Here is a 15,180-nt window from a genome sequence, read left to right as displayed (position 1 = left end):
AAATTAGGATTTTTTTTGAACAGCCCCCACTTTCAGTGCTCTTTTCTGCCCTACAAGCTGACCTAAAAATAATCCGGCTGTACTTCCCGCCAAACCATACAACATCGGGTTTACCTCAGTGCTGAGGTACAGCGCCAGTAGCCAGACTCCCATTCCTGCCAGCATGGAGGCAATGGCGGCGACTGCATTTGTTTTGCGCCAGAACATGCCAGCCACCAGTGGCACAAACAGGCTCACCAAGCTCAAGGCCGAGGATTCACTCACCAACTCATAGATGTTGCTGCGCAGCAGCGCCATTGCCAGCGAGACTGCCGCAACCAGCAACACACTCAGGCGGGAGAGGCGCAGCAGTCGGGCATCTGTTGCATTTCGCAGAAGGGGGCGCAGCATGTTTTCACTTAATATAGAAGCAGGCGCCAGTATACCGCCACTTGCCGTGCTGATGATAGCAGAAATAAGTGCCCCGAAGAAAAGTACTTTCACGAGCATGGACGTAGAACGCAGAATAAGCCCCGGCACCAGCAGCTGCGCGTCCTGCTGCATCAGCTCCGGGTGCATTTGTTTTGCATAAAGGGCCAGCAGCAGCGGCATAAAGGCTACCGTCAGGTACAAAAACCCGGCACTGACAGAGGCCGCCACCGCCACCCGCTCTGATTTTGCCGACATCACCCGCTGAAACACATCCTGCTGCGGAATGGAGCCAAGCCCAATCGTAATCCAGAGGCCGAAGTAGTTGAGCCAGCTGACAGCACTGCGTTCTTCAGGTACAAACCGGAAGAAGTTATCTGGCAAGCCTGCCCTAACCTCTGTCAGCGGCACTGCCTGCAGTAGCTCCCAGGAGATAAAAATCAAACCACCGATAATCATCACGGTTTGTACAAAGTCTGTGATGGAAACAGACCACATACCCCCCAGAAAGGTATAGCCAATCACGATGCCGCTGCCTATCAGGATACCTCCAACGGTGGATATGCCAAACACCTGGTTCATGACGATACCCAGTGCCACCATCTGCGCCGCAATCCAGCCAAAGTAGGAGATTACCATGAAAAAAGCAGCTAGCTGTTCAGTGGTTCTGTTGTAGTGTACCCGGTAAAAGTCGCCGAGAGTGAGCAGGTTCATGCGGTAGAGCCGCTTTGCAAAGAAAAGTCCCACGAGCACCAGGCACAGCGCCGCCCCAAATGGATCCTCTATTACTCCCAGCAAGCCATGCGAGGCAAACTCGGAAGAGGCACCCAACAGGGTTTCGGATCCAAACCATGTTGCGAACACAACGGTGGTGGAAATGTAGAACGGCAGGCTGCGGCCTGCCAGCAGGAAATCGGTGGTGTTGTGCACACGGCGTGATGCCCAATAGCCAATGCCAATGTTAAAGAGCAGGTAGAGCAGCACGAACAGGATGAGCATAGCAATAGTAGTTTCCTGCTAAAATAAGAAGGAATACTGAATAGGGGCGAAACCATCCGAAACGGAATTAAAAAATAATCAACGAACAGACCTTCGGACGCTTAGCGGAATATTTTGGCAAAGTACTTGCTATAAAATAACAGCTGATAATTACCGTTTTACTTTTACACAGCGCACTTATCCATACAAACTAAACTATGCTATATATAAAGAAACTTACCATTATGTTGGGACTGGTGTTCGCCCCTGTGTTGGGGCAGGTAGCTACTGCTGCTACTGTTGCCACACCGGCTTCTGACGTTACTGCGCCTGCCGATACCCGCGACATTGTGCAGGAAATTATCAATGTAGTGGGGCTGAAGCCACGCTTCGAACTGCGGGCTGCCGACATAGACAATGCTGCGGCAGTAGTTTATAACGGCAAACGGTACATTCTGTACAGCGACAGCTTTTTGTCCAGCATCAACAATGCCGTGCACACTGACTGGGGTGGCGTGAGCATACTGGCGCACGAAATCGGGCACCACCTGAACGGGCACACCCTGTCCAGAAGTGGCAGCAACCCTGAGGATGAGCTGGAGGCTGATGAATTTTCGGGGTTTGTGCTTCGTAAAATGGGAGCAAGCCTGGCAGAGGCCCAGGCCGCTATCGATTTACTCTCAGAAGAAGAAACTTCCCGCACACACCCGGGCAAAAGATACCGCCTGGCTGCCATAAGCAGAGGTTGGAAGAGTGCAAATGACCAGTTAGTCGCTAGTGCCCAGGGGCCGCAGCCTGATCAGCGGGGTATTGTGCCAAGCACCCGCCCGTCAGAGCGCCAGATAGTCTCTGCACAAAGGCCCTCATCCGTTAACACGCAGCCTGTGGCGATGGACAGCCGCAATGTGCTGACGCGTGTGAACTTCACCAAAGCTCCGCGTGAGCAGTTTTATGTGACAAGACGCCTGAACCTGGTGCACATGACCGAGGACGGCGTACGAGTGATAGGTAAACTGGCTAAAACAAATAACCCGGATTTCCCTTACTACTTCGAAAGCAAAATAATGGATACTATATTCATAACTGACGAAGGTTATCTGGTGAATAAGCGAGGGCAGCGAGTAGGCCACCTCTCTTAAAAGACTCCTCTTTTCGGGGGCCACATCTCTAAGAGGTGTGGCCCTTTGTTTTATAGGTTGTATGTGTTTTTATCAATATATTGCTGATAAATTATTTGCCCCACCAAACTGTAGAACTATGCAAAGCTTCCGCTTATCCTTCACTCTGCTGGTGTTATCTTCTTTTTTTGTCTCCTGCGATGGGGGAGGTATGTGCCTGGAAGGAGAGGGAGACGTAGAAACACGCACGCTGAACGTGGCGCAGTTTGACGGAGTAAGTGTAAGTGGCAATTCCCGTGTATTTGTCAGGAAAGGAGAAACCCAGCGGGTAGAGGTGAAGGGGCAGCCAAATGTGCTGGATGAGTTGGAAACCGAAGTCAGGGAGGGGACCTGGGACGTCGGTTTTAACCGCTGCCTCCGTAACCATGAAAAGGTACAGGTATTTATTACTGTGCCGGAAATCCATTCGGCCAGCGTAGGCGGCTCTGGTTATCTGGAACTGGAGGATGTGTTTGAGAGTGACGAATTTAATGAAGAGTCTCGGGCTCCGGCGATATAAAATTGCGGCTGGCGGCCAACAAGCTAAATTCCCGCATCAGTGGCTCTGGCAGCAACAATAGCTTTGACCTGACGTCCAGAGCGGCTGATGTGGATATCTCGGGCTCAGGGAGAGCAGAGGTTAATGTTGAAGAACGGCTGGATGTAGACATTAGTGGCAGTGGACGTGTATACCATATGGGGAACCCAACCGTTAATGCTGATGTATCCGGTTCTGGTAAGGTTGTCAGAAAGTAATGAGGTGAATTCAATATGATTAAAAAGTTTGGAAACTATGCGCTGGTGCTGGCCCTGTTGGTGCTCAGCTTTGCGTGTAAAACTAAGAATGACGTAGAGGCTTTCAAAGAGGCAGAATACAGCCTGAAAAGCGTGGATAGGATAGAAGTGAATGGGGTGAATCTCCTGGCGAAGAAGAACCCGCAGGATTTCTCTTTTAGTGAGGCCGCTCGGCTATTTTCGGCAGTTTCTGAGAATAACCTGAATGCGACCTCTACCCTAGGTCTGAATGTGGCCCTGGGCGAAGGGCAGGAGGAGCGAACCATGACGGTAACGCAGCTGAAATGGCAATTGCTGGTAGAAGGCCAACAGGCACTGAGCGGCCTGGTAAGTGAGCCTGTAGAGTTAAAGAACGGCTTAAATACCGTTACCCTTCGCTCTCCCCTTAAACTGGCAGAGTCGAACGGCCGCCCTGACCTGAACAACCTGCTGCAACTGGCTACGCTCCTGAACCAGGACAAAGCAGCGCGGCCCAAGGTAACGCTGCAGATAAAACCGACCATACTCACTTCGTTAGGCCCTTTTGAATTGCCGTCGTACATCAACATAAAAGACTAAAGAGAAGCCAGGCTGTATGTCTGGCTTTTTTGTGTAGTGAAATTGTGCTTTAGGGGGACTAGTTTTCCTGGCTTTCAAACCTCAAAAAAGCGAGCAACCTTGTCCATTTGTGGCGTAGCTGGCACATTCCTTGTATAAGTTATAACATCGACATGTTTTGAAATTGTAACGGAAGCAAGAAGATGAAAAATAACTCTAAGCAATACAAAGACTCTCATACTCAGCCAGATGCTTCTGGAACCTATATCCGGAATGGTTGGATTCCTACCGTGGTGTATGTGCCAAATAGAGAAACCAGAAAATGGGATGCAGCGCATCAGCCTAAACCTTACCCCAGGTCATGCAGCAGAAATACAAAACGGCAGCATAACTGGGTAGCATGGCCACAGATTTAAAGCTGCCTGTGAGGCGAAAAATGCCTTTTACATTACCTTCGTGTTTGTAGAACTGATTATGAAAAAATTACTAGCCTTTTCCATTATCCTTGCTGTGCCGCTACTAAGCATGGCACAGCGGCCGAAGCTTAACAAAGAGCTGCTGCTAAAAGATGTACAGGTGCTGGCTTCAGACTCTTTAGAAGGAAGGCTCAGTGGCACTGATGGCAATAAAAAGGCACAAGCCTATATCCAGCAGCGTTTTAAGCAGATTGGCCTTCGCCCATTCGGGCAGGATTATAAGCAGCACTTCCGGTTAGAGAGAAAGGAACTGGTGGTAGAGCAGGCGACTAATCTGGTAGGGTATATTCCGGGTAAGTCAGAGAAAGCTATCGTGATTACGGCGCATTATGACCATGTGGGGCAACGGAATGGCGAAATCTATAATGGTGCCGATGACAATGCCTCGGGTGTTGGAGCCTTGCTAGCGGCAGCCTCCCATTTTTCTAAAAGCAAGCCGGACCATACCCTGATTTTTGTGGCCTTAGACGGGGAGGAACTGGGCCTGCAGGGAGCAAATGCTTTTCTGGAAAACCCGCCAGTGCCTTTGCAGCACATTCTGCTGAATGTGAACATGGATATGCTGAGCATAAATGACAAAGGCGAACTTTATGCCAGCGGTGCTTACCATAACCCGCAGCTTAGGCCGTACCTGGAGCGTATCAAACCGCAGCCACAAGCAAAACTGTTGCTGGGACACGATCTGCCGGAGCAGGGGCACGATGACTGGACTTCTCAATCCGACCATTACCAGTTTCATAAGCGGAACATCCCTTATGTATACTTTGGGGTTGAGGATCATCCGCATTATCATAAACCCACTGATGATTTCGTGAACGTGAACACCAGCTTTTATCCGGATGCCGCAGCCCTTGTGATTGATTTTATCAGCCTGATGGATAAAAACGCAGGCAAGCTCACAGCCCCTAAGTAATATCAAAAACCTTTTCAGGCAGGTGCTGACTCAGCTAAATGAGGAGGTGCTTGCTTTTCTTTTTTATGAGCCAAAGCAACCTGGTGCTATGCAGCAGCTAACAAATTACCCTGCTGGTTCCTGTAGTACGATGGTGAAATGTCACCAGTACCTGAACTACCGTGCTTGAGTGCAACGGCTTGATGGTAACATACAACAGCATTAGTACAGGCAATTGGTACATACACCCTCTATTTTTGCCTTAAGACTAATAAATTAAAGCCCTGCCTATAAATCAGAAAATTTTTTGCTTACGGTTGAGTTAAACTTACGTACAGAGACAAATTTAATTTGGCGGCACGACACGCTTTTATTTAAAAACCCTGTCTAATCATATGAAAGGTAAAGTTTACTTTTTCCTGTTATGCTTTTTCCTGATGTTAGGTAGCTTTAAGAGTGCTGAAGCGCAGGCTTTGCGTAACAGGACCAGGGTGAGCACGATGCCGGAAGGTAGACTGGTGTTGGTGGCAGGTGGAGGTGTGGCAGCCGTTAAGAGTGACATCTGCAGTGGGCCAGGCTGTAATAACCTGGGGCTAAGTGTGAGTGGGGGAGCGCTCTTTCGGCTTTCGGAGTATCTGAGCGTTGGTGGTCTGGTGGAGTATGCCCGTTTAGGAGCTACCGGGGCAGATTCACTTCTGGTGCAGCAAGTCTCTTTTCAATCTGATGTGATAGAGTTGGCCGGAACAGTTGTGGTAAACCTGCTGGAAAGCCATGCAGGCACCGCTGGCTATCGTTCTGCACGCAAACGCCTGCTGATACCTTATGTCAGAGCCGGTGCAGGCTTGGCTTACTACAGCCCCACCTCTTTCCCAGGCGAAGGTGATCTTAATACCTCCCAGACAACCTATGATCCGGAGCGGAAGTACCCGGCGTTTACACTGGCCATTCCTTTTGGCGCAGGTGTTCATATTCGTTTGACTGACGCAATCAGTATTTCGCCGGAGTTGGTGTACCGCATCACCACAACCGACCATTTAGACAACATAGGTGCGCGTGCAGGCAGCCCGGAAAACGACCATTACGCTGTTGCGGCAGTAAAAGTGCTGTATACCCCCTTACTCCGAAACAAACTCCTCTCCCGGTAATAAACTGCAGCCTGCATTCCATCAGCTACTTTAATTTAACTACTCTTACTAGCTGCCGTAGAGGAAAGAGCCGCTACTGCTCTCCGGGCGGGTGTGGTGTGCCTGTGTAATCTAAACAACTCCAAAATGAAAGCAGACGATAAAAACAAACTCTGGTGGGTAGCAGCTGGTGCAGGAGCCTTGATGGCTGCAAGGGCCGTTATCAGAAATCTGAGCGCCTACGATTTTAATCACAAAGTAGTGCTGATAACGGGCGGGTCGAGGGGGCTTGGCCTGGTGATGGCACGGCAGCTGGCCGCAGAAGGAGCCCGCCTGGTGCTTTGTGCCCGGGACGAGTTTGAACTGGAAGATGCGCGGATGGAGCTGGCAGGAAATGGCGCAGACGTGCTGGTGCAGAAGTGCGATGTAACCGTGGCGGAGCAGGTGAATGACATGATAACAAATGTGCAGAACGAGTTTGGGCCAATTGACGTGCTCATCAACAACGCTGGCGTCATTCATGCCGGGCCTGTGGCTGAAATGACCCTGCAGGACTTCGAGGAAGCGATAAATATTTATTACTGGGGACCGGTACATACCATTATGGCGGTGATGCCGAGTATGAAAGCCCGCGGTGGGGGCCTCATCCTGAACATATCCTCCATCGGAGGTATAATTGGAGTGCCGCACCTGGTGCCTTACAGTGCGGGTAAGTTTGCACTAACGAGGCTGTCGGAGGGGCTGCGATCCGAACTGATGAAGTACAACATCAGGGTAACCACCGCCACACCAGGGCTGATACAGACCGGAAGCCCGCGCCACGCCCTTATAAAAGGCCAGCACAAAAAGGAGTATGCCATCTTCAAAATACTGGACTCAAGCCCCTTTACTTCTATGACGGCAGAGGCCACTGCTAAAAAGATTCTGGATGCCCTACGCTTTGGAGATGCGCAGGTAACAACTACCTTGCCTGCTAAACTAGGCGCTCTGCTGCATGGGCTTTCGCCGGAGCTGATGACGGATGTGATGGGTATGGTTAACAAGCTGCTGCCCGGTGAAGGCGGAATCGGCAAAGAGAGAGCAAAAGGCTATGAGAGCGAAACTGACCTGTCGATGTCACCTTTAACTGAGCGGACACAGGAGGCAGCAAAGCGTAATAACGAATAATAGCTTAATAAAATACACTATTTATTATTTGCCTTGTCTCACTTAGGCAGGGCACGGGAAAACAATGGAGATAAAGAAAAGAGAAAGAGCCTACGATGGCTACTTTAAAATAAATAAACTAACAGTTGAGCAGGAAGGGCAGACCTTTACAAGGGAGCAGTTTAATCGTGGTAATGCCGTGTGTGCCCTGGTGTATGATACCCAAACTCAGGAGTACATTCTGACAAAGCAGTTTCGTATAGGTGCCGAATCGGAGTTGGTAGAAGTTGTGGCAGGTATGATAGATGAAGGAGAGGAGCCAGAGCAAAGCATCAGGAGAGAAATAGAAGAGGAGATAGGCTACCATGTTAATAAGTTACAGCAGCTTTACACTTTTTACTCGTCGCCGGGCGGCACCACCGAAAAAGTTACTTTGTTTTATGCAGAGGTGTCGGAGCAGCACACAGCGGGTGGCGGAAGTGCGCATGAGAATGAGTACATAGAGATAGTGCGGTACTCAGCACAGGAACTGGAGAACACAGAATTCCAGGATGCCAAGACGATTATTGCGCAGCAGTGGGCAAAGCTACAGCAGAGGTAAAAGGGTAAAGCCAAGCTTATGCCTGCTTTACCCGGTTGTTGTCTGAAGTATTGTTAGTCTGTGGTGTTGCGCAACATGTCTTTTGTGTCGGCACTTCCCTCCAGGGCCAGGTATTCCGCCTGCAGCGTCCTGATTTTTAGTTTATCACTTGTTCTCAGGTCGCCCTCTATTTGGCGGCGGCGCTGGTTGAGTTGGCTGTAGACATGGTCTACATAGTCCCAGTCGTCCTGCGTCCAGTTGCTGCGCTTGGCTCTTACTTCACCCATAAAAGTAAGGTATGCCTCCCGTATATTCTCAGGCTGGATTCTGTTTAAGTTATTATACTCATCCAGAAGCTGGTTTCGCCATTGTGCCACCTTCGCAGGGTCAAGGGGTTGCTGCTGGCGGCGTTCCTGCCGTTCTTCCCAACGCTCGTAACGGTTCTGTAAACTTCTGAACTCTTCTTTTGATTGTTCAGAAAGGCTATCGAATTTCTGCTCAAGCTTTGCGTTGCGTTCGCGTAGTTCTTCCCGCACCTGTGGCCACTCCCGGCGGATAGCAGTATCTCCCCGCTCTGTCTGCCTGTTCAGCCAGGCGCGGAACTCCTCCAGTTCATCTTCCGCTGTATTTCCGGTCTTTACTACCCGAACAGTATCGTTACTTTCTGCTGTATCTACTGTTATCTCTTCTGTAGTTTCTACTTCGCGGCGGCCTTCGCAACTCCAGATCGCAAAGCCTAAGCAGAGTAAAACTGTATATCGCCATGTTGATTTCATAGTATCCATTTTATCTGGTCTAAAAGAAAATTTCTTTGCTCTATGTACGAAAAGAGCTTGTATAAGATAACTACAGGCCCACTAGCGTGTAGCCAAAGGATTTGAGGCGGGTATAACAGGCTTGTCCTTACTAATACCATCGCCATAGGAGTAAAACCTGTTAATAGTAACAGGCAGTTTGCCCCGTGCCGGTATTTTGCCGAAAAGGAGCTTTGCTGCGGCCTCCTGGGCATGGAAGTGGGGCTGGTACGCTAATAACAGCCCCCTGCTCTTTTCAATCCCCGGAAACTGGTTCAGAGCATAGGCATTATCGAAAAGAGCGATGATGGCCCTGTCGGAGCTGGCTAGCTTTTGCACCAGCGCTGTTGCCTCTTTAGAATAACCCAGGTTGTTGCTCGGCCGGATGCTGGGTCCGTACAGCCCCACCAACACCACATCATACTGCTGAAGCTTTTGCCAGAGCTTTTTTGTTTCCTTCGCCTTGGCTTTGCGTGAAATAATAAAGTCAGTAGTGGTGGCCCGTTCCTTTACTTCCCGCTGAAAAGCCATTGTGCGCCGGGCACCAATAGCAAGTGTCGCAATCCGAAGGCCGCGCTTCTGCTTTACCGGCACCATGCTTTTCCTGTTGTTGAGGAGTGTTAAGGCTGCCTCGGCAATGGCACGGTTTGTACTGTCGGCCGCTGCGGGGTTCAGGTCCTCATACAATGTGGCTAACTCAATAGGCTTATAGTTGTCCAGGCCCAGCCACTGCTTGGCAGCAAGCACGCGTTTGCAGCGGCGGTCAATTTCCTCCTGGTCCAGGTAGCCTTGTGCAATGGCTTGCTTAATTGCACTGATGGCTTTGGGCACGCTGTTGAGACGCTCCAGCACATCGTTGCCAGCCATAAGGGCACGTGCCTCCGCCACACCGGGTTCAAAATACTTTGTCACGCCTTTCATCACCATCGCATCGGTAAAGACCAGCCCCTCAAACCCCAGTTCCTTTTTTAGCAAGCCGGATACTATAGGTTTAGATAAAGTAGAGGGTAAGTTGGCACTGGAGTCGAGTTGCGGAATATGCATGTGGGCTACCATTACGCCACCCACGCCATGGTTAATCAACTCCTGGAAGGGGTATAGCTCCAGCGAGTCCAGGCGCTCCCGGTGAAAAGGAATGACAGGCAGGTCAAGGTGCGAGTCTACGTCGGTGTCGCCATGCCCGGGGAAATGTTTGGCCACGGCAATAATGTCATTCTCCTGCATCCCCCGCATATAGGCCAGGCTTTTTGCCGTCACATCCAGCCGGTTTTCACCGAAAGAGCGGTAGCTGATGATGGGGTTATTCGGGTTGTTGTTGATGTCGGCAACAGGTGCGAAGTTTACGTGCATGCCAAGCCGCCTGAATTCTGCTGCTACCTGGGCCCCCATACTATAGATGAGGCCATTATCGGCCACGGCGCCCAGCATCTGCTGGAAAGGGTATTGCACCGTGCTGTCGAGCCGCATGCCTATACCTGTTTCCGCATCCATCGAAATCAGCAGGGGCACTTTGGAGGCTGTCTGGTATTTGTTCGTGAGGATGGCTTGCCGAACGGGTCCGCCCTGGAAGAAGATTATGCCTCCCACCTTATAACGCTTTACCAGGTTCAGCACATCCGCTTCATATTGAGGCCCCTGGTCCGAGAATGCTTCTATTACAATCAACTGGGCAATACGTTCCTCAGGAGTCAGGGTATTAAAAACAGAATCAACCCAGAAAGAGGAGGTGTCCTGCAAGGCTGTTATCAGGGAGGTTGGGCGTACGTACGGTATTCGTTCTGCAGGTCGCTCAACAGGAAAGAAAGCCTCCTGCCTGTCTGCACCTTCCTGATGACCCGTTTCGGAGCTTTCGCAGGCAAACAGCAACAGTGGTAGCCATGCCAGCGTTAACCAGCAGAACATGCGTTTAGCAGAATATGAATGTATGGTATGTGTCATTTTTTAACTGGTTGCACTTCTTGCCTCTCATTTGGGGGTATCCGTGTTGCAAATAAATCCAAAGCCGGTGGTATAGGCAATACCACCCTTTGAATACACTAAGCCAATACACTACGTTAGAAGCACACAAGTAGGTAAGGTAATGTATACTGCTTTTTGTTCATTAACTTTATCTTTCATAAAAATGAAGGAGATATCACACGCTTATTTCTCTGCACACCTCTATGCCAGTATTTTTATCTGAAAAAGATACCTATGATGATCTGCAAAACCAGAACATACACTTTGGCTACAGTTTCCTGCCCGGCACCCTCTTTGTGGGGCTTCTGGCGCTTATCAGCCTGCTCAGCTACCTGACAGATGCCAGCCTGAGTTGGCTGGGGGTACTGCCGCGTAATTTCTTTGGCTTGATAGGGGTAGTAACTGGTCCGCTTGTGCACAGTAACCTGCTGCACTTGCTTTCCAATTCTTTCCCGCTGGTGCTGCTGTCTGGGTTCATTCTCTTCCTGCACCGCCTCACAGCTCCACGGGTCATTGTGCTGGTGTATGTGCTGAGCGGCATCCTGACGTGGTTTATCGGGCGGCAGGCCTACCATATCGGGGCGAGCGGGGTGGTGTACGGAATGGCCGGCTTCCTGCTGTTTAAGGGCTTTTTGCAACATAACCGCAGCTCAATGGCAGTGTCGCTGGCTGTGCTTTTTTTGTATAGTGGCCTGTTCTATGGCCTGTTCCCAAACGAGGAGCATGTGTCGTGGGAAGGGCACCTGGCTGGATTGATAGCTGGCCTTGTGGCAGCTATTGTGTATGCAGAAGGCAAACCGCAGAGGGCCGATCAGAAACCTATTGAGCCAGGGGTGGTGCAGCGCCACATGAGCAACACGATGGGTGCCCATTACCATTATTTCGGCATTCATTATGCAGTGCGGGAGCAAAAAAAAGACACAACCACCTATACCTACACATTGAACCCTGCCACAGGTACTGCTCAAATGCCAACCAAGCGTCCTTCTGTTTCGTCTAAGAAATGGAAATAAAGGATCAACAAGAAGCATGACTGAAGAAGAGCAGTACCAACCGCACCATAGCAAGAGGGAACACCGGCGGGGAGACTATAACCATCCACAGCCACAGGAGGAGCCGGTAGAGACAAGCGACGACCAGCAGGGTGATGAGGATGATTATAAGCAAAGCAAATGGCCGTTGATTATAACGGGTGTCCTTATCGGAGCACTTATTGCCTCTTACTTTATATTCCCAAACTTTCAGCGGGAGGTGCAAAACGCCTGGACTGTGCTGACAAGCGGAGATGAACAACGCATCTCAGAGTGGGTAAGCCAGTTCGGGTTCTGGGGCCCTTTCTTTATTGTGTTAGCCATGGTAGCGCAAATGTTCCTGCTGGTCATCAATGCGGTGGCGCTCATGTTGGTGGCAATCATTGCTTATGGGAGTTTCTGGGGATCCCTTATTGCCATAACGGCCGTGGCAGTAGCCTCTACTATAGGCTACTGGATTGGACATGGCGTGGGAGAGGTTGGTGTAAGTAAACTGATTGGCCGGAAAACAGAAAAGAAAGTAGTTAAGTTTGTCGATAACTATGGCACCTGGGCTGTTTTCATTGCCCGCATTTCTCCTTTTCTGTCGAATGATGCGGTCAGTTTTGTGGCTGGTTTGGCCCGGATGGGCTATTTCAAATTTATGGGAGCGACACTGGCGGGAATTGTGCCCCTCACTATCCTGCTTGCCTGGCTTGGGGAAAACAACGAGCGCCTGAAAACAGGTCTGATCTGGGTTTCTGCCGTCAGCCTTGCAGCGTTTATAGGATACGTGGTGTACGATAAATACATCAAGAAGAAATAAAGGGAGTTAGAAGCCAAACAGGGTGTGCTCCGCCCTTCACACCAGCCTTATCCTCCTCTTCTCCTTCGCTGCAGTTTATAGCAATGCCACCAGCTTTTGGGGTGGTGCTAAAATCCTTTGGCATGTTCCACAGGCAGGGTTACATTTCAGTTGATTTTCCACATCTGCCCGTTTCTAATTTCATCCAATTCATTCAAGGTAAAGTCAGGGGAGGTGCTTCTATATAGTAATTTTCTATTTACAAGTTTATATAAATTATTATTAAAATAATAATGTAGGAAAAAATGGCGAAAAATGGGCTTTAATGCTACCTGCTGCGACAAAATAAAACCATTCTATTTTCCTGTCGTTTAAGCGGGTTATTGTTATAAAAATCGATGTTCCACGAAAAGGATAAGTATGTTTAGAACAAAATTACTCGCCGCTTTATTTTCAATTGTGTTGGCTGTGGCTGAAGAATTTTCCTTGTTCAACGAAGAATCCCTCGAACCGAAAATCGAAGAAAATGAGAAAACACTCGCATTGCGTTTAAAGGAACCTGAACGCACCATCAAAAAAATCAAAAAAGCAGAGTCCGAAGAACCACCGGTTGAAATAATAACAGTTTCCGCCTCCGTTTACTTTCCTGTGCCCGGGCAGACAGATGCCACGCCCTTCATCACGGCAGATGGTTCCCGTATCAACCAAAAAAATCCTAAAAAGCACCGTTGGATAGCGGTATCGCGAGACCTTCACAGCCGCTGGGGCGGTAATATCAGCTACGGTGATTCCCTTGAAGTTACTGGTCTTTCCGATGAACTGGATGGCCTGTATGTAGTGCGCGACATTATGAACCGCCGCATCCGCAACCGTATTGATATACTGGTAGGGGAGAAAGACAAAGTGATGGGTTTCTGGGAAGAAGTTCAGGTTGCCAAGCTTAACTAATACCTGCCTGACCGGCGTTTGAACGAACTGGTACCTGCGCCGTACTTTATGCAGCATTGTTCTCATCACAAGGGATGCGTAATGTGAAGGTATGGCGAAAGACAACAAGCAAAATGGTGCTGCAAAGCAGGAGTTGGAGAAGGAGCGATATGAGCTGCTGAACAGACTGCAGGATGCACTTGAACTGCCAATGGTGGTGCTCGGATTTATCTGGCTGGTGCTGCTGGTGGTAGAGTTTATATGGGGCTTAAGCCCTGTGCTGCAGCTTATCAGCAATATTATCTGGGTTTTATTTATCCTGGACTTCGCCCTTAAGTTTATCCTGGCGCCTCACAAATTGCTTTTTCTGCGCCACAATGTGCTCACTACTGTTTCGCTGGCAGTGCCTGCATTGCGCCTGTTTCGTATTACACGGGCCTTCAGGCTCATCAGCACGGTGCGGGCTACGCGGGGGCTGCGGCTGGTAAAAGTGGTGGGTTCTATTAACAGGGGCATGCGCAGCCTGGGCAAGGCTATGAAACGCCGCGCCTTCGGCTATGTGGCAACCCTTACCCTGGTAGTGGTAACTGCGGGTGCGGCAGGCATGTATGCCTTCGAGAGCGAGCACGGGCTGAAAACCTATGGAGAGGCTGTCTGGTGGACGGTGATGCTGCTGACGTCTATCGGCAGCGATTATTTTCCCATAACACCGGAAGGACGGGTGCTCTGCCTGTTGCTGGCCATGTATGGCTTTGCGGTGTTCGGGTACTTTACAGCTACCCTGGCCACTTTCTTCATAGACAGGGATGCTGGCAGCGAGGAGGCAGAGGTAGTAGGGGCAAGGCAGGTAAAGGCATTGCACCAGGAAATACGGCTGCTGCGGGAGGAACTGCAGGCAGTAATGCACCAACAGCAGGGCAGGCCTCCGGAACAACACAATACCCCACCAGAAGTGTAACTGCAAATTTGACGGCTTTAGAAGATTGTGTATTTTCGGCTGTTTAACAATGAATATCCCAAAGCATGACACACGAAGAAGCCGTAGAAATACTGAACAGCATGACGACCAGCGAAAGCCTCCTGCGCCACGCCCGCACTGTGGAGCTGGTGATGCAGGCTTATGCCACAAAAATAGGAGAGGAGCAGGGCAAATGGGCCATTACTGGTCTGCTGCATGATGCCGATTATGAAGCTTACCCGGAGCAACACCCTAACGTAATTGTCAGCCTGCTGCGGGAGCGTGGAGAAGAGGAAATAGCGCATGCCATTTCAGCACACTACACGCACTGGGGCGTGAGCTACGATACTGTACTGGACAAGGCCTTGATTGCGTGCGACGAGATTACGGGTTTTGTAGTAGCCTGTGCACAGGTAAGACCTGATCGGTTGCAGGGGCTGGAGGCGAAATCGGTGATAAAGAAGCTGAAGCAGAAAAGTTTTGCCGCCTCCGTAGACCGCGAAGAAGTACGTAAAGGGGCGGAGTTGTTTGGAGTAGACCTGACCGAGCATATCAGCTTCATTATCCAGGTGCTACAGCAACACCAGGAGGAGCTCTCTTTGCAGCCCCAACCCAGCAGCACGCAAGGCTAAAT

Annotated in this window: 16 protein-coding genes; 13 read left to right on the top strand and 3 right to left on the bottom strand. The window is 50.1% G+C overall.

Annotated features, from left to right (window positions below):
• Nucleotides 1-3 precede the first annotated feature (3 nt).
• Nucleotides 4-1,407, bottom strand: a complete 1,404-nt coding sequence (locus ACYVB1_RS08040; RefSeq protein WP_460922522.1) for a high affinity choline transporter 1 — start codon at nucleotides 1,405-1,407, stop codon at nucleotides 4-6.
• A gap of 197 nt (nucleotides 1,408-1,604) precedes the next feature.
• On the opposite strand from ACYVB1_RS08040, the gene ACYVB1_RS08035 reads away from it, so the two are divergent.
• From ACYVB1_RS08035 to ACYVB1_RS08000, 8 genes are all read left to right on the top strand, one after another.
• Entirely contained in the window at nucleotides 1,605-2,525 is a 921-nt protein-coding gene (locus ACYVB1_RS08035; protein ID WP_460922519.1) for a M48 family metalloprotease, read from the top strand.
• A gap of 118 nt (nucleotides 2,526-2,643) precedes the next feature.
• Nucleotides 2,644-3,063, top strand: coding sequence for a GIN domain-containing protein (locus tag ACYVB1_RS08030; protein ID WP_460922516.1), 420 nt, complete (start codon nucleotides 2,644-2,646; stop codon nucleotides 3,061-3,063).
• Between the two features lie 2 nt (nucleotides 3,064-3,065).
• Nucleotides 3,066-3,299: a GIN domain-containing protein gene (locus tag ACYVB1_RS08025; RefSeq protein ID WP_460922513.1), complete on the top strand. Its 234-nt coding sequence runs from the start codon at nucleotides 3,066-3,068 to the stop codon at nucleotides 3,297-3,299.
• Nucleotides 3,300-3,314: 15 nt separating this feature from the next.
• A complete protein-coding gene (locus tag ACYVB1_RS08020; RefSeq protein WP_460922510.1) occupies nucleotides 3,315-3,896 on the top strand; it encodes a hypothetical protein in 582 nt (193 codons plus the stop codon).
• A 453-nt stretch (nucleotides 3,897-4,349) separates the two neighbouring features.
• The gene (locus ACYVB1_RS08015; RefSeq protein ID WP_460922507.1) at nucleotides 4,350-5,264 is read left to right on the top strand and encodes a M28 family peptidase; all 915 of its coding nucleotides are present in this window, start codon (nucleotides 4,350-4,352) and stop codon (nucleotides 5,262-5,264) included.
• 374 nt (nucleotides 5,265-5,638) lie between these two features.
• The gene (locus ACYVB1_RS08010) at nucleotides 5,639-6,388 is read left to right on the top strand and encodes an outer membrane beta-barrel protein (RefSeq protein ID WP_460922504.1); all 750 of its coding nucleotides are present in this window, start codon (nucleotides 5,639-5,641) and stop codon (nucleotides 6,386-6,388) included.
• 126 nt (nucleotides 6,389-6,514) lie between these two features.
• Nucleotides 6,515-7,534, top strand: coding sequence for an SDR family NAD(P)-dependent oxidoreductase (locus tag ACYVB1_RS08005; protein WP_460922501.1), 1,020 nt, complete (start codon nucleotides 6,515-6,517; stop codon nucleotides 7,532-7,534).
• 64 nt (nucleotides 7,535-7,598) lie between these two features.
• Nucleotides 7,599-8,114: an NUDIX domain-containing protein gene (locus tag ACYVB1_RS08000; protein ID WP_460922498.1), complete on the top strand. Its 516-nt coding sequence runs from the start codon at nucleotides 7,599-7,601 to the stop codon at nucleotides 8,112-8,114.
• A gap of 53 nt (nucleotides 8,115-8,167) precedes the next feature.
• Here the strand turns inward: ACYVB1_RS08000 and ACYVB1_RS07995 are convergent, their stop codons facing one another.
• Both ACYVB1_RS07995 and ACYVB1_RS07990 read right to left on the bottom strand, forming a co-directional pair.
• Nucleotides 8,168-8,869: a hypothetical protein gene (locus ACYVB1_RS07995; protein WP_460922495.1), complete on the bottom strand. Its 702-nt coding sequence runs from the start codon at nucleotides 8,867-8,869 to the stop codon at nucleotides 8,168-8,170.
• An 81-nt stretch (nucleotides 8,870-8,950) separates the two neighbouring features.
• Nucleotides 8,951-10,825: a glycoside hydrolase family 3 protein gene (locus tag ACYVB1_RS07990; RefSeq protein WP_460922492.1), complete on the bottom strand. Its 1,875-nt coding sequence runs from the start codon at nucleotides 10,823-10,825 to the stop codon at nucleotides 8,951-8,953.
• Between the two features lie 224 nt (nucleotides 10,826-11,049).
• On the opposite strand from ACYVB1_RS07990, the gene ACYVB1_RS07985 reads away from it, so the two are divergent.
• The 5 genes from ACYVB1_RS07985 (at nucleotide 11,050) to ACYVB1_RS07965 (ending at nucleotide 15,178) form a co-directional block, all read left to right on the top strand.
• Complete coding sequence (locus ACYVB1_RS07985; protein ID WP_460922488.1) at nucleotides 11,050-11,859, top strand: rhomboid family intramembrane serine protease; 810 nt, start codon at nucleotides 11,050-11,052, stop codon at nucleotides 11,857-11,859.
• Between the two features lie 16 nt (nucleotides 11,860-11,875).
• Nucleotides 11,876-12,682: a TVP38/TMEM64 family protein gene (locus tag ACYVB1_RS07980; protein WP_460922486.1), complete on the top strand. Its 807-nt coding sequence runs from the start codon at nucleotides 11,876-11,878 to the stop codon at nucleotides 12,680-12,682.
• Nucleotides 12,683-13,081: 399 nt separating this feature from the next.
• Nucleotides 13,082-13,609 (top strand): hypothetical protein, encoded by a 528-nt coding sequence (locus ACYVB1_RS07975; protein ID WP_460922483.1) that lies wholly within the window; start codon nucleotides 13,082-13,084, stop codon nucleotides 13,607-13,609.
• A 91-nt stretch (nucleotides 13,610-13,700) separates the two neighbouring features.
• Nucleotides 13,701-14,546 (top strand): potassium channel family protein, encoded by an 846-nt coding sequence (locus ACYVB1_RS07970; protein ID WP_460922481.1) that lies wholly within the window; start codon nucleotides 13,701-13,703, stop codon nucleotides 14,544-14,546.
• A gap of 65 nt (nucleotides 14,547-14,611) precedes the next feature.
• The gene (locus ACYVB1_RS07965; RefSeq protein ID WP_460922479.1) at nucleotides 14,612-15,178 is read left to right on the top strand and encodes an HD domain-containing protein; all 567 of its coding nucleotides are present in this window, start codon (nucleotides 14,612-14,614) and stop codon (nucleotides 15,176-15,178) included.
• Nucleotides 15,179-15,180: the final 2 nt, after the last annotated feature.

The sequence above is a fragment of the Pontibacter brevis genome (genome assembly GCF_054779655.1).
The sequence above is the reverse complement of the archived record's forward strand: the minus strand, read 5'-3'. Positions and strand labels throughout refer to the sequence as shown.